The 14,110-nt window shown below is 68.9% G+C and carries 15 protein-coding genes; 7 read left to right on the top strand and 8 right to left on the bottom strand.

Going from position 1 to position 14,110, the window contains the following annotated elements; all coding sequences use genetic code 11:
- Positions 1–13 precede the first annotated feature (13 nt).
- The 6 genes from A3M1_RS0118020 to A3M1_RS0118045 form a co-directional block, all read right to left on the bottom strand.
- Positions 14–919 (bottom strand): ABC transporter permease subunit, encoded by a 906-nt coding sequence (locus A3M1_RS0118020; protein ID WP_018390390.1) that lies wholly within the window; start codon positions 917–919, stop codon positions 14–16.
- Positions 916–1,689, bottom strand: coding sequence for a taurine ABC transporter ATP-binding protein (locus A3M1_RS0118025; protein WP_018390391.1), 774 nt, complete (start codon positions 1,687–1,689; stop codon positions 916–918). Before A3M1_RS0118025 ends, A3M1_RS0118020 begins: the two co-directional genes overlap by 4 nt.
- 189 nt (positions 1,690–1,878) lie before the next feature.
- On the bottom strand, positions 1,879–2,883 hold the full coding sequence (gene tauA / locus A3M1_RS0118030) for a taurine ABC transporter substrate-binding protein (protein WP_018390392.1): 1,005 nt from the start codon (positions 2,881–2,883) through the stop codon (positions 1,879–1,881).
- 247 nt (positions 2,884–3,130) lie between these two features.
- Positions 3,131–4,594 (bottom strand): FAD/NAD(P)-binding protein, encoded by a 1,464-nt coding sequence (locus tag A3M1_RS0118035; RefSeq protein ID WP_018964026.1) that lies wholly within the window; start codon positions 4,592–4,594, stop codon positions 3,131–3,133.
- The gene (gene ssuD, locus A3M1_RS0118040; protein ID WP_018390394.1) at positions 4,591–5,778 is read right to left on the bottom strand and encodes an FMNH2-dependent alkanesulfonate monooxygenase; all 1,188 of its coding nucleotides are present in this window, start codon (positions 5,776–5,778) and stop codon (positions 4,591–4,593) included. Before ssuD ends, A3M1_RS0118035 begins: the two co-directional genes overlap by 4 nt.
- A 166-nt stretch (positions 5,779–5,944) precedes the next feature.
- A complete protein-coding gene (locus A3M1_RS0118045) occupies positions 5,945–6,394 on the bottom strand; it encodes an Rrf2 family transcriptional regulator (RefSeq protein WP_018390395.1) in 450 nt (149 codons plus the stop codon).
- A 99-nt stretch (positions 6,395–6,493) separates the two neighbouring features.
- On the opposite strand from A3M1_RS0118045, the gene A3M1_RS0118050 reads away from it, so the two are divergent.
- The 7 genes from A3M1_RS0118050 to A3M1_RS0118080 are packed head-to-tail and all read left to right on the top strand — an operon-like array spanning position 6,494 to position 12,405.
- Entirely contained in the window at positions 6,494–7,078 is a 585-nt protein-coding gene (locus tag A3M1_RS0118050; protein WP_018390396.1) for an NAD(P)H-dependent oxidoreductase, read from the top strand.
- Entirely contained in the window at positions 7,078–7,935 is an 858-nt protein-coding gene (locus tag A3M1_RS0118055) for an ABC transporter permease subunit (RefSeq protein WP_018390397.1), read from the top strand. Before A3M1_RS0118050 ends, A3M1_RS0118055 begins: the two co-directional genes overlap by 1 nt.
- Positions 7,932–8,705, top strand: coding sequence for an ATP-binding cassette domain-containing protein (locus A3M1_RS0118060; protein ID WP_018390398.1), 774 nt, complete (start codon positions 7,932–7,934; stop codon positions 8,703–8,705). Before A3M1_RS0118055 ends, A3M1_RS0118060 begins: the two co-directional genes overlap by 4 nt.
- Before the next feature lie 33 nt (positions 8,706–8,738).
- Positions 8,739–9,746, top strand: coding sequence for an ABC transporter substrate-binding protein (locus A3M1_RS0118065; RefSeq protein ID WP_018390399.1), 1,008 nt, complete (start codon positions 8,739–8,741; stop codon positions 9,744–9,746).
- A gap of 4 nt (positions 9,747–9,750) precedes the next feature.
- Positions 9,751–10,563, top strand: a complete 813-nt coding sequence (locus A3M1_RS0118070) for an ABC transporter ATP-binding protein (protein WP_018390400.1) — start codon at positions 9,751–9,753, stop codon at positions 10,561–10,563.
- Positions 10,560–11,417, top strand: coding sequence for an ABC transporter permease (locus tag A3M1_RS0118075; RefSeq protein ID WP_018390401.1), 858 nt, complete (start codon positions 10,560–10,562; stop codon positions 11,415–11,417). Before A3M1_RS0118070 ends, A3M1_RS0118075 begins: the two co-directional genes overlap by 4 nt.
- Positions 11,418–11,445: 28 nt before the next feature.
- A complete protein-coding gene (locus A3M1_RS0118080) occupies positions 11,446–12,405 on the top strand; it encodes a sulfonate ABC transporter substrate-binding protein (RefSeq protein WP_018390402.1) in 960 nt (319 codons plus the stop codon).
- Between the two features lie 54 nt (positions 12,406–12,459).
- Here the strand turns inward: A3M1_RS0118080 and A3M1_RS27130 are convergent, their stop codons facing one another.
- Together A3M1_RS27130 and A3M1_RS0118090 are read right to left on the bottom strand one after the other, a co-directional pair.
- Positions 12,460–12,936, bottom strand: a complete 477-nt coding sequence (locus tag A3M1_RS27130; RefSeq protein ID WP_371258760.1) for a YeeE/YedE thiosulfate transporter family protein — start codon at positions 12,934–12,936, stop codon at positions 12,460–12,462.
- Entirely contained in the window at positions 12,833–14,101 is a 1,269-nt protein-coding gene (locus A3M1_RS0118090; RefSeq protein ID WP_018390404.1) for an SfnB family sulfur acquisition oxidoreductase, read from the bottom strand. The genes A3M1_RS27130 and A3M1_RS0118090 overlap by 104 nt, the downstream gene beginning before the upstream one ends.
- Positions 14,102–14,110 lie beyond the last annotated feature (9 nt).

The raw sequence follows: 14,110 nt of genomic DNA on the forward strand, positions 1-14,110 counted from the left end.
CGCGGGCGCGCGATCACGCATGGGCGGCCCAGCCGACGAGGGCGCGCTCCACCAGGCGGATCGCCAGCTCCAGCACGAAGGCCACGCCGGCGATCACGAAGATGCCGGCCACGACCACATCGGTGGCGAGGAAATTGGCGGCGGACTGGATCATGAAGCCGACGCCGCGCGTCGCTGCCACCAGCTCGGCCGCCACCAGCGTCGACCAGCCGGCGCCGAGGGCGATGCGGGTGCCGGTGAGAATGGACGGTGAGGCCGAGGGCAGCACCACCAGCCGCAGCAGCTGCGCCTGGGTGGCGCCCAGCGCCCGCGCGACATTGAGCCGATTGCCGTCCACCCCCCGTGTCCCGGCGGCGGTGGCGATGATGATCGGCGGCAGCATGGCGAGGGCGATCACCAGCACTTTCGCACTCTCGCCGATGCCGGCCCAGATGATGACGAGGGGCAGATAGGCCAGCGGGGGAATCGGCCGCAGGAACTCGACGATCGGATCGAGGATGCCGCGCCCGACCGTTGACAGCCCGATGGCGAAGCCCGCCGGCACGCCAAGCACGAGCGCCGCCGCCAGCGCGGCGAAGACGCGGAAGAGGCTGGCGGCCAGATGCTGCGCCAGCGTGGCGTCGACAAACCCTTCTGTGACAAGGCGCCAGAGGCGGGTGGCGACCGTCTGCGGCGAGGGGAGGAATAGCGCCGGCACGGCGCCATACGCCGTCACCCCCCACCACAAGGCGAGGATGCCGGCGAGGGTGGCGAGCGGAATCCAGATCCGCGCCGGAACGCCGCTGCGCCGTCCGGCCTTTCGCGCTTGGGGGTTGGCCTCCGGGCGGGCGCGCAACTGGTCGTCGAAGGGGAAGCCTTCCGCCGGCACGATCAGCGGCAGGGAGATGTCGGCGACCGGCAGGGGGGACAGGAAGCTCATGTCGGGGCTCCAGAAAAGATCACCGCGCGCAGCCGCTCGCGGGCGGCGGCGAAGGCGGGCAAGGACTTGACCTTGCTACCGATTTCAAGGGCGCGGCGGCCGAAGGCGAGCGGCTCGTCATGCACGATCCGGCCCGGCTTTCCCGCCAGCACCACCAGCCGCGTGCCGAGATAGAGCGCTTCGTCGAGGCCGTGGGTGACGAAGAGGATGGTCTTGCCGGTGCGCTGCCACACCTCGAGCACGAGGTCCTGCATCTGCTCGCGCGTCATCGCGTCGAGCGCGCCAAGTGGTTCATCCATCAACAGGATTTCCGGATCGGCGACAAGCGCGCGGGCGAGGCTGACGCGCTGGCGCTGGCCGCCTGAGAGCTGCCAGGTCGCGTGGTCGCCCTTGCCTTTGAGCCCTACCAGAGCGAGAGCTTCCTCGGCGCGATTATGTCGTTCTTTCAAGGGGATAGAGCGTAGCCGCAGGCCGAATCCGACATTGTCGCGGGCGTTCAGCCAGGGGAAAAGCGCGTCGGTCTGCAGCACCACGCCGCGGTCGATTCCCGGCCCGCTCACCCTGCGCTGCTCGACCCAGATCTCGCCTTCGGTCGGCGGCAGGAAGCCGGCTATCGCATTGAGAAGCGTCGACTTTCCGCAGCCGGAGGCGCCGAGAAGCACCACGAGTTCGCCGGCCGGGATCGCGAGATCGATGCCGTCGAGCACCGGGGCCTCGCCGCCGTCCGGCTGCGGAAAATGGACGCTGAGTTGGTGGATGGTCAGTTTCATGAGGTGAACAGTCAGGCCGATCAGGCCAATGAGGTGAACAGTCAGGCCGATGAGGCCAATGGGTGCGACGGGAAAAGGGGCCCGACCTCGGCACCTTGGGGGAGCGGAGACCGGGCCTTAGGTTCGTCGAGGAACTCACGCACCACGACGCTCGGGAACGGAGGGATCAGCCGGGAGAAGGAGGGCCGATTAGTTCAGCTTGGCCGCCTGCTCGGCCGGGGCGCGGCTGACATAGGGGCCGTAGTCCTTGAGCACGGCCTCGATGCGGCCCTGCTCCTTGAGGAAGTTCGCGGTGGCGACGATGGCCTCCACCGAGCCGCCGCCGAGCAGCCCTTCGGAAAGCTGGTCGGCCAGCAGCGGGAACTTGTTGCCCTTCAGCAGTTCGGGAATCTCCTCCGGCTTGGCGCCGGTGAGCTTGGCGATGGCGAGCACCTGAGGCGAGGCGGCGGTCCAGCTGGCGCCGTTCTTGGCGTAGTCGGCGTAAGACTCCGCCGTCACCTTGACGAATTCGGCGACGATTTCGGGATGCGCCTTGGCGAAGTCCTTGCGCACGATCCAGGCATCAAAAGTCGGGGCGCCCCATTTGGCGACATCGGCCGAGGAGGCGAAGACCTTGCCGGTCTCCTTGATCTTGCCCAGCGCCGGGTCCCAGACATAGGCGGCGTCGATGTCGCCACGGGTGAAGGCGGCGGCGATTTCCGGCGGGCGCAGATTCAGGATCTCGACGCTCTTGGCATCGACGCCCCAGTGCTTCAGCGCCGCCAGCAGCGAGTAATGCGTGGTGGAGACGAAGGGCACCGCCACCTTCTTGCCCTTGAAGTCCTCGGGCTTGGCGATGCCGGCGCCGTTGCGCACCACCAGCGCCTCGGCCTCGCCAAGCAGGGCGGCGACATAGATGGTCTCGATCGGCACCTCGCGGCTGGCGGCGGCGGCGAGCGGCGAGGAGCCGACATAGCCGATCTGGATCGCGCCGGAGGCGATGGCGGCGATCACATCGGCGCCGCTGTCGAATTTGCGCCAGTCGATGCTGGCCTTGGTCGCCTTCTCATAGGCGCCCTCGGCCTGCGCCACCTTGGCCGGGTCGGCCCCGGTCTGGTAGCCGATGGTGACATCGGCGGCGAAAGCGGGGCTCGCGATCAAAAGGCCGAGCGCGGCCGTGGCGGCGAGAAGGCCGCGGCGGGAAAGAGTGGTCATCGGTCATATCCATAGACGGGCCGTCGGGGCGCGCGGCGCCCGCGTGTCGGCCGTTGAAATATCGGGTGAAGCTGGAGGGCCGCGATCAGCGGCGTCGACAGGTCCAGGTCATGAAAGTGCCCCCGTTGCGGAACGTTGGCGGGCTGGCGGAAGGCGCTGCGGCAACGTCGGCACATTCATCTGAGCAGAGCCGGAACACGCGGTCAATAGAAATCTATTCAATGAGTAGATTATTAGATTCCGCCGCTCACGCAGAGGCGTAAGGCCTTGCCGCGCCGCCCAAAACCTCGTCGGCGCCCAGCTGCGCGGCGACCTCGCCGGCGATGCGGATGGCGTAATTCGTCACGTCAGGCAGGCCCATCAACTCGCCCACCGTGCCGCGCGCCAGCGGGCCGGCGACAAAGAGCCCGGGCACCGGCACGCCCGCCGCGCCGATGGTCCGCCCATCCGGCGCCACCTCGATGCCGAGACGCAGCGTGTCCGGGCGGGCGAGGCCGGCGCGCTCCAGCGACGCCAGCACCGGATTGTCGGCGAAGACGCGCCCATGCGCCGGGCCGGTGGCGGTGATGACGGCGTCGAACGCTGCCTGCGTCACCTCACCCGTGCGGCGCGCGCGCAAGGTGACATGGATGGCGTCGTCCCCGACCGTCACCTCGCGCAGCGAGGCCGCGCGCAGATCGAGCGTGCCCTCAGTGATCCGCCGGTCGAGCACCTCTTCCACCTGCGGGGCGATGCGGAAGCGGTGCACGTCCCAGAACGGGCGCAGATGGCGCAGCAGGCGCGCGCGCTCAGGCGGCGGCAGCGCGTGCCAGATGACGCTGCCCTGCAGCCGCACCTGGTCGAGTACGCAGTGCCAGCTTTGGCCCGCCTGTTCCGCCTGCGCCACCGCCGCGCGGATGCGGCGCACGAGGGCGCCCGCGCTGCGCGCCGGGTCGGTGGCGAAGTCGCCGAACGGCTCGTGCACCTGCGCCGGATGGCCGCGCGAGCGCAGGCCCCGGCGCGAGAGGGCGACGATCGCCCCGCGATGGCCGAGCCGTTCGAGACTCGCGACGATATCGGCCATGGTGAGCCCGGTGCCGACGATCAGCACCCGGTCGTCCGGCCGCACGGCGTCAAGAGCCCCGGCCTGCCAGGGGTCGGGCACGAAGCTGGGATGGGAGGCGAGCGCGCGGGCGAGGGCGGAAGGCGGGCTTGGCGGCGCATGCGCCACCGCCAGCACGACGATCTCCGCCTCCACGCTCGCGCCGTCCGATGTGTGGATGCGGTAGCCGTCGCCGCTTGCTTCCACCGTCTGCGCCGAGGCGCGCACATGCACCAGCCGGGGCCCGAGCGCGGCCAGTTGCTCGGCGACATAGGCGCCGAACACCGCGCGGGCGGGGAAATTGCGGCCTTCGCTGCGCCGCGCCGCCGGGTCGGCGTCGAGAGCGCCGGTCGCTTCCAGCCAGTCGTTGAAATGGGTCGGCTGGTCCGGGATCAGCGACATCCGCGTCGCCGGCACGTTGATGCGGTGGCTGGGGTCGGCGGCGGAATAGGCGAGGCCGCGCCCCAGTTCGGCGCGCGGCTCGATGATGACGATCCGCTCAAGCGCCGGCCGCAGGCGCAGCAGGTGCCAGGCGACAGCGGCGCCGGAAAAGCCGCCGCCGATGATCGCCACCGGCACGTGAAGGTCTGGCACGCGGCTTGGCTGCGCCGGCGCGTCCGCCCCGCTCATGAGGCAGAAGCGCGGGCGGCCGGCCGGTAGTCATTGGCGATGGTCTCGCCGAACGGGCCGGTGTTGACGCTGGTGGGGCCTTGCGCGATGCCATGGTTCAGCCTGAGGCGCGGCAGCACCAGTTCGGCCACCCGGTACGCCTCTTCGAGGTGCGGGTAGCCGGAGAGAATGAAGCTGTCGATGCCGAGATCGGCATATTCCTGCATGCGCGCCGCCACTGTTTCGCCTGAACCGACCAGCGCGGTGCCGGCACCGCCGCGCACCAGCCCGACGCCGGCCCACAGATTCGGGCTCACTTCCAGCTTATCACGCCGCCCGCCATGCAGCGCCTGCATCCGCGACTGGCCGACCGAATCGAGGCGGGAGAACACTTTCTGCGCCGCCGCGATGGTGGCATCGTCGAGATGTCCGATCAGTTCCTCCGCCGCCTCCCACGCCTTGGCGTCGGTCTCGCGGGCGATGACATGCAGGCGGATGCCGAAGGAGACCTTTCGGCCCTCAGCCTCGGCGAGCGCCCGTACCTGCTTGATCTTCGCCTCCACCGCCGCCGGCGGCTCGCCCCAGGTGAGGTATTTGTCGACATGCTCGGCCGCCACCTTGTTCGCCGCCTCCGAGGAGCCGCCGAAATACAGCGCCGGGCCGTTCTCCTGCTGCGGCGGGAACAGCAGGTGCGCGTCGTCGACCTTGATGTGCTTGCCGAAATAGGTCACGCGCTCGCCGGCCAGCAGGCGGCGATAGACGGTGAGGAACTCGTCCGTCACCTCGTAGCGCTCATCATGATTGAGGAAGATGCCGTCGCCGGCATTCTCCACCGGATCGCCGCCGGTGACGATGTTGATCAGCAGGCGCCCGTCGGAGATGCGGTCGAGCGTCGCCGTCATCCGGGCATAGAGGGTGGGGGAGGCGAGGCCCGGCCGCACCGCCACGAGATAGCGCAGGCGCTTGGTGACCGGGGCGAGCGCCGAGGCGACCAGCCAGCTATCCTCGCAGCTCTTTCCGGTCGGGATCAGCACGCCGTAATAGCCCAGCCGGTCGGCGGCCTGCGCCACCTGGCGGAGATAGTCGATATCGGTCTCCCGGGCGCCGACCGAGGTGCCGAGATAGCGCCCGTCGCCATGGGTGGGCAGGAACCAGAGCACGTTGAGACCGTCGCTGGCGGCGGGTGCGGAGCTGGGGAGAGACATGGTGCGTCCTGTTGGTTCAATCGGGCGGCGTGCGGATCGCCCCGCAGCGGGGGCGGGGAGGGCCACACCGTTAAGAAGTTTGTCGCTAAAATTTATAGACTAATGGGCCGTGCCGACGCAATCCGTTTTCACACGGATGGCCGGAGCTTTGAGAAAAGCACAAACGCTAGATGTGATACATCAGGTCGGGATGCCGGGTGCGCCCGAAGCTGACCATTTCCTCCAGCGTCATCCGGTCGAGGATATCGGAGAGGGCGTCCCGCACCCGCGTCATCACGATCCGCACCTCGCAGGAGGCGAGGTTTTCGCAGTCCTGGCAGGGCACATAGGCGCTCTGGCTGGCGCAGCCGATCGGCGCCAGCGGGCCGTCGAGCGTGCGGATGATGTGGCCGACGCGGATTTCCTTCGGCGCCCGCGCCAGGCAATAGCCGCCGCCGGGCCCCTTCTTGCTGCGCACGATGCCGGCATTGCGCAGGTCCAGCAGGATGGCGTCGAGAAACTTCTTCGGGATGTTTTCCGCCCGCGCGATCTCGGCGCCCATCGTCGTCGTGCCGGCGTCCAGCGCGGCCAGATGCACCATCGCCTTCAAACCGTATTTGCCCTTGTTGGTCAGCATCCGCCCGCCCCGTCACCAAACTAATAATCTATATTCAATGTAGACAATAGGGCTTGATTATGCCACGCATTGCCTTCCCGGCCAAAGAGGGAAGGGCCTATGAACCAGTTTACCATCGTCGGATTGAGCGGAGGCCTGTCCTCCCCCTCGCGCACGCTGTCGCTTGTCGCGCTTGCCGTGGACGCCGTGGCGCGCGCCAGCGGCCGGGCCGGGCTCGTGCCTCACTCCCGCATCATCGATGTCGCCGCGCTGCCTGATATAGGCCAGCTGCGTTCGCGCGCCGACGCCGGCACCCCGGAAGAGGAGGCCTTGCGGGCCGTGGAGCAGGCGGACCTGCTGATCGTCGGATCGCCGGTCTACAAGGGCTCCTATTCCGGCCTGTTCAAGCATTTCATCGATCTGGTGGGTTATCGCAGCCTGATCGGCACGCCGGTGGCCCTGCTGGCGACGGGCGGCAGCGAGCGCCACGCGCTGGCGATCGAGCACCAGCTGCGCCCGCTCTTCGCCTTCTTCCAGGCGCAGCCGCTCGGCACCGGGCTTTTCCTCACCGAGCGCGAGCTGGTCGATGGCCGCATCGTCGCCGAGCCGGCCCAGCAGCGGCTGGACCGGCTGGTGGAAGAGGCCGTGCATGCCGCCGAAGGGCGGGTGCGCCTGCGCACCCGTCTCGCCGGGGCGGCCGCCTGATGTCGCTCGCCGAGACCCGCTCGCCCGCCGCCGACCGGCTCCCCACCGCGCGAAAAACCGTGCCGCTGCGCCGTCGCCTGGCGGGGCTGGAGGGCCGGCTCGCCGGCTGGGTGCTGCCGCTGCTGCTGGTCGTTCTGTGGGAAGCGCTCTCCCGCGCCGGCATCATCGCGCCGAATGTGCTGCCGGCTCCTTCGGCGGTGGCGGGGGCCGGCTGGCAGGCGCTGAAATCCGGCGAGCTGCTGCACAATATGGGCGTGAGCACGCTGCGCGCTTTGGCCGGTCTCGCCGTCGGTGGCCTCATCGGCTTCGTCCTCGGCATCGCCAATGGCCTGTGGGACCTCACCTTCCGCTACACCGACACCACGTTGCAGATGATCCGCAACGTGCCGCACCTCGCGCTGATCCCGCTTGTCATTCTGTGGTTCGGCATCGATGAGGAGGCCAAGCTCTTCCTCGTCTCGCTCGGCGTGTTCTTCCCCGTCTACATCAACACGCTGCACGGCGTGCGCAGCGTCGACCCGCAGCTGATCGAGATGGGCCGGGTCTATGGCATGAGCCCGTTCACCCTGTTCCGCCGCATCATCCTGCCGGGCGCGCTGCCCTCGATCTTTGTCGGGCTGCGCTTTGCCCTCGGCATCATGTGGCTGACGCTGATCGTGGCCGAGACCATCGCCGCCTCTTCGGGCCTCGGCTATATGGCGATGCAGGCGCGCGAGTTCCTGCTGGTCGATATCGTCGTGCTGGCGATCCTGATCTATGCGCTGCTCGGCAAGCTCGCCGACGTGCTCACCCGCCAGCTGGAGCGCGCCTGCCTGCAATGGCATCCCGCCTTCCAGAAGCCCGGGAGCGCGCCATGAACGCGCCCGCCTCGCCCGCCGCCTTTTCCGGTGCGACGGCCCCGGCCAGTGGCGGCCTCGGCGTGTCGATCCGGCGGCTGTCGCGCCATTTCGGTGCCAAGCGCGTGCTGGAAAATGTCGATCTCGACATTCCGGCCGGCCAGTTCGTCGCCATTATCGGCAAGAGCGGCTGCGGCAAGAGCACGCTTCTGCGCCTGCTCGCCGGTCTCGACACGCCCACTAGCGGCACGATCGGGTTCACAGGCGCCCGCGACGACGCCGCCGTGCGGATCATGTTCCAGGAACCTCGCCTGCTGCCCTGGCAGCGCGTGCTGGCCAATGTCGAGGTCGGTGCCCCCGCGCGGCTGCAGGGCGAGGAGCGCCATGCCCGCGCCCGCGCGCTTCTCGCCGAGGTCGGGCTGGCCGAGCGCGCCGGCGAGTGGCCGGCGGTGCTCTCGGGCGGCCAGCGCCAGCGCGTGGCCCTCGCCCGCGCTTTGGCCAGCGGGCCGCGCGTGCTGGCGCTCGACGAGCCGCTCGGCGCGCTCGACGCGCTTACCCGCATCGAGATGCAGGCACTGGTCGAACGCATCTGGCGGGAGCAGGGCTTCACCGCCGTGCTGGTGACCCATGATGTTGCCGAGGCCCTCGCCCTCGCCGACCGGGTGATCCTGATCGACCAGGGCCGGATCGCGCTCGATCTCGACGTGCCGCTGTCCCGCCCACGCCGGCGCGGCTCACCCGAACTCGCCGCCCTCGAAGGTCAGATTCTGAGCCGCCTGCTCGGCGGCTGACCCGCTTTATCCCTTTCCGCGCCGGAGGCCCACATGACAGCTGCGTTCCGCTCCTTCGCCCGCCGTGCCGTCCTGGCCGCGCTCCTCGGTGCCGCCACCATCGCTCCGGCCTCGGCGGAGGGCCTGATCCGCATTTCCCAGCAATTCGGCACGCTCTACATTCCCTTCCACATCCTGCGCGACCAGAACCTGATCGAAAAGCACGGCAAGGAGCTGGGGCTCGACATCACGGTCGAGTGGGCCAAGCTCTCGGGCGGCAATGCCGTCAACGATGCCCTGCTCTCCGGCTCGGTCGACATCGCTTCCGCCGGCATCGGCCCGTTCTTCACGCTGTGGGACCGCACCAAGGGCGCGGTGAAGATCATCGGGGCCTTCGGCGCCACGCCGAACTACCTGCTCACCAACAGGCCCGACATCAAATCGCTGAAGGATTTCGGGCCGAATGACCGCATCGCCACGCCGGCGGCTCTCGTCTCGGTGCAGGCGCGCGAGCTGCAGATCGCGACGGAGAAGGAGTTCGGCCCGGGCAACCACGGCAAGCTCGATTCCATCCAGGTCTCGCTGCCGCATCCCGACGCCACGGCGGCGCTGCTGTCCGGCTCCACCGAAATCACCGGCCACGTCTCCAATTCGCCGTTCCAGGAACAGGCGCTGAAGAACCCGAAGATCCACAAAGTGTGGTCGTCCTACGACATTCTCGGCGGGCCGTTCACCCCGACGGTCGCCTACACCACGGTGAAATGGCGCGACGAGAACCCGAAAACCTATCTCGCCTTCTTCCGGGCGTTCGAGGAGGCGACCGCGATTGCCGCCAAGGACCGTAAGCTCGGCGCGGCGACCTATATTAAGATCGAGCAGTCCAAGCTCGATCCCGCCTTCGTCGAGGAAGTGATCTCGAACCCCGAGGTCGAATTCACGCTGGTGCCCGGCAAGACCGAAGTGTTCGGCGACTTTCTCTACCGGACCGGTGCCATCAAGACGAAACCCGGAAGCTGGAAGGACTACACCTTCCCCGAGCTTCACGGCCAGTCCGGAAGCTGAGCCGATGCTGGCCCCCACGCCTCACGCGCCGGCGGCGCGGGCCGCGCTCTGCCCGGTGCTGGAGGCCCGTCAGCTTACCCTCGATTATGAGGGCGAGCGCGGCCCCGTGCGGGCGGTCGAAGGCGTCGACTTCACGCTTGAGGAAGGCGAGCGGCTGGTGCTGCTGGGGCCGTCCGGGTGTGGCAAGTCCTCGATATTGAAGGCGGCCGCCGGCTTTCTGAAGCCGTCATCCGGCGCGGTGCTGCTGAACGGCAGGCCGGTGATCGGCCCCGGCCCGGACCGGATCGTGGTGTTTCAGGAGTTCGACCAGCTGCTCCCCTGGAAGAGCGTGCTGGACAATGTCGCGTTTCCGCTGCGCGTCGCCGGCAAGCTCTCGGTGGCGGCGGCCCGCGAGAAGGCTGCAGCAGCGCTGGCGCGGGTGGGGCTGACGCGCGCGCTCGACCAATTTCCGCACACACTGTCCGGCGGCATGAAGCAGCGCGCGGCTATCGCCCGGGCGCTGGCGATGGAGCCGGCGGTGCTGCTGATGGACGAGCCTTTCGCCGCGCTCGATGCGCTCACCCGCCTGCAGATGCAGCGCGACCTTTTGGACATCGCGCAGGAGCGGGCGCTGACCCTGCTCTTCGTCACCCACGCCATCGACGAGGCGGTGCTGCTGGGCACAAGGCTGCATTTGCTCAGCGCCCATCCCGGACGCACGTTGGCGCGCTTTGAGACGGCGGGGTTCGACGCCGCCGACATCGGCACGCAGCGTTTCGAGAAGGCGGTGCAGGAGGTCCACGCCACGCTTTTCGGCGCCACGGAGCGCGGGCGATGAGCGAGGTTCTGCACCGGCTGCCCGATGAACGCACGGCGGACGCGCCGGCCGCGCTCCCGCCACCCCGCAATCGCCTGGCGCGCCTATTCCGTTCGCTGGCGTTCCGGCGCCTTATCGTGCTGGCGTTTTTGGCGCTCGGCTGGGAAATCGCTGCCCGCTGGCAGGCCAACCCGCTGATGCTGCCGAGCTTCGGCGAGACGTTCCAGGCGTTCGTGACGGCGAGCCGTGACGAGGGGCTGCTGCTTGCCGCCGCCGGTTCGCTGGCCGTGCTGCTCAAGGGCTATGTGATCGCGATCCTGATCGGCTTCGCGCTGGTATCGCTGGCCGTGTCCAACAGCTTCGTGCGCGATGCGGTGCAAACGGTGGCGGCAATGTTCAACCCGCTGCCGGCCATCGCCCTGCTGCCGCTCGCCCTGCTCTGGTTCGGCCTCGGCGAGAAGAGCCTGCTGTTCGTGCTCGTCAACGCCGTCATCTGGCCCTTCGCCCTCGCCGCCTTGCAGGGCTTCGAGGCGGTGCCCGAGACGCTGCGCCTTGTCGGCCGCAATTACGGCCTGACGGGTCCCGCCTATGTCCGCCATATCCTCGTGCCGGCCGCCTTGCCCTCACTGATTTCCGGCCTGCGCGTCGGCTGGGCCTTTGCCTGGCGCACGCTGATCGCGGCCGAGCTGGTGTTCGGCGTCAGCTCGTCCTCCGGCGGGCTCGGCTGGTTCATCTTCCGCGCCCGCAACGAACTCTTCACCGATCGCGTCTTCGCCGGCCTCGCCACCGTGATCCTCATCGGCCTGCTGGTCGAGGCGGTCGCCTTTCGCGGGCTGGAGAGCGCCACGGTGCGCCGCTGGGGCGCGCTGCGCTGATACATTTTCCTCCATAGGGGCTTTCGCCATGACACGCCTGACCCGACGTACCCTCCTCGCCGGCGCCGCCGGCCTCTCCGCCGCGCTGGCGGCTCCCGGCCTGCGCCCCGCCTTCGCCGCCGCTACGGAGGTGCGCGTCGGCTTCCAGAAATATGGAACGCTGGTGCTGCTGAAGGGGCGCGGCATTCTGGAGAAGAAGCTGGAGCCGCTGGGCGTGTCGGTGAAATGGGCGGAGTTCGCCGCCGGCCCGCAGATGCTGGAGGCGCTGAACGCCGGTGCCATCGACATCGGCCAGACCGGCGAGACCCCGCCGATCTTCGCCCAGGCGGCGAGCGACAATCTCGTCTACTTCGCCAATGAGCCGCCGGCGCCGAAGGGTGAGGCGATCCTGGTGCCGCAGAACAGCCCGATCCAGACGGTCAAGGATCTGAAGGGCAAGACGGTCGGTCTCAACAAGGGATCGAACGTGCATTTTCTGCTGGTGAAGGCGCTGGAGAAGGCCGGCCTTGCCTATTCCGACATTACCGTGAAGTTCCTGCCGCCCGCCGACGGACGCGCCGCCTTCGAGAAAGGCGCGATCGATGCCTGGGTGATCTGGGACCCGTTCCTGGCGTCGGCCGAGGTGGCGAGCAAGGCCCGCGTGCTGACCACGGCCGAGGGCATCGTGCCCAATTACCAGTTCTATCTCGGCTCGCGCTCCTTCGCCGAAGCCAACCCCAAGGTCATTGCGGCGCTGATCGGCGCCATCGACGAGACCAATGCGTGGATCCAGAAGGACCCGGCCGCCGCCGTCGCCGAGCTGGCGCCGACCACCGGCATTCCCGCGCCGATCCTCTCCATCGCCATCGGACGCCAGAGCTTCGGCGTGAAGCCGCTGACCGACGAGGTGATCGCCGACCAGCAGCTGATCGCCAACACCTTCTTCGAGCTTGGCCTCGTGCCGAAGAAGATTGTGGTGGCGGACGCGGTGCTGCGCGCCGGGCTCTGAGCCTTCGCAGGCGGGGACGGACGCGCCTTTGCGTGCCCGTCCTTGCGCCTCGCCTCACCTTGCGTCGACCGGGCGCACCCCAGAAATCCAGCGGCGGAGCGGCAGGCCGATCAACAGCCCGGCAAAGGCCGCCACGAGGAATACCCAGCCCGACAGCGCGCCGGCGTGAATGCCTGAGAGCAGCACGCCGACGGTGCAACCGAGCGCGGTCATCCCTCCCCATCCCATCAAAACGCCACCGGCGAGCCCGGCGGCAATGTCACGCCATTGCGGGCGGCGGGGCAGGCCATGGGGCGGACCGCGTAAGGCTGCTGAGACAATGCGCAACGCTTCAGCAATACCGCGTGTCGTCCCAGTTGCCTTCGATCGCCCTGGGTGTGGCCGAGCTTTCAAATCAATGTGTTGAGCCGGATCGGCGTCGCGGCAATCACAGCGCGCCGTGCCGCGGCGGGACGCGGCCATTGAGGTGGTAGGCGCCGATCCAGTGGTACTTCCAGCGCACGGGATCATGCAGCGTGTGGGTGCGCACATTGCGCCAGTAGCGGTCGAGATCATCCGCGCGGCCGGTCGCCGAGGTGCCGCCGAGCTCCAGCAGCTTGTTGGCCGCAAGCAGCCCGGCGCGGTGGCTCGCCGCGCGCGCCTCGGCGACCGCGACGGAGGCGGCCGCGACATTCGCCTCGTCAGGCGCCGCCTGGGCGAGATCGACATAGCGCCCGGCGCGCTCGATCAGCGCATCGGCGGCGGCAAGGCGCACGCGCACCTCGCCCAAAGCGTACAGCGTGAGTGGATCCTCGCTCGCCCGCGCGACCCCCGCGTCGATCCAGGCGCGGGCCCGCTCGCGCACGAAGGGCAACGTCGCCTCGAAGGCGCCACGGCCGATGCCGAGATCGATGCCAGCATGGATGATCTGGGCGAAGGGACCGATGGCGGTCGGCCGGTCCAGCGAGGCCTGGAAGGGCACGACCCACTCCGGCTCCACCTGCACCCGGTCGAACAGGATCGAGCCGGAACCGGTGACGCGCTGGCCAAACCCGTCCCAGTCGTCGATCAGCGTGACGCCGGGCGCCTCGCGCGGGATAAAGACGAGATAGGCGACCTCCCGGCCGTCCTCCTCGGCGTTCACCATGGTGGGAATGCGGTGGGCGAAAAGCGAACCGGTGCAGTAGAACTTCCGGCCCTCCACATACCATCCGCCGGGATCGCGCACGAGGCGCGTGCGTCGGTGGTAATCCCGCGCGCCGATCTCCGCGAGCGCGTTGCCGAAGCGCTCGCCCGCCAGAACACGCTCATAGAAGAACCGCTTCTGCGCCTCGGTGCCGCCGTTCCGCAACACCTCCAGCGCGTAATAATGGTTCTGCGGAATCTGGCCGAGCGAGCCGTCGGCGGCCGATATCAGAGCCGTCACCTGCGCCACGGTTGCGGCCTTGACGCCCGGCCCGCCATACTCGCGCGGAACGGTGATCGCCCAGAGACCCGACTGGGTGAACCGCTCCATCTCCTCCCAGGGCAGCCGCCGCTCGAGGTCGCGCGTGGCAGCCCCGGCGGCGAAGTCGACGGCGAGTTCACGCGCGACGGCGAGCGCCTCCTCATCCCCGGCAAGACGGGCCACCGGGCGCGGCGGCGGGGCGATGCGTGTGAAGGCAGCCGCATCGGGTGCGCATGCGGTGGCGGCCGGTGGGGGGGCGACGACGCTCATGCCGGGGAT

It is taken from the genome of Ancylobacter sp. FA202 (assembly GCF_000380205.1).
Classification (GTDB): domain Bacteria; phylum Pseudomonadota; class Alphaproteobacteria; order Rhizobiales; family Xanthobacteraceae; genus Ancylobacter.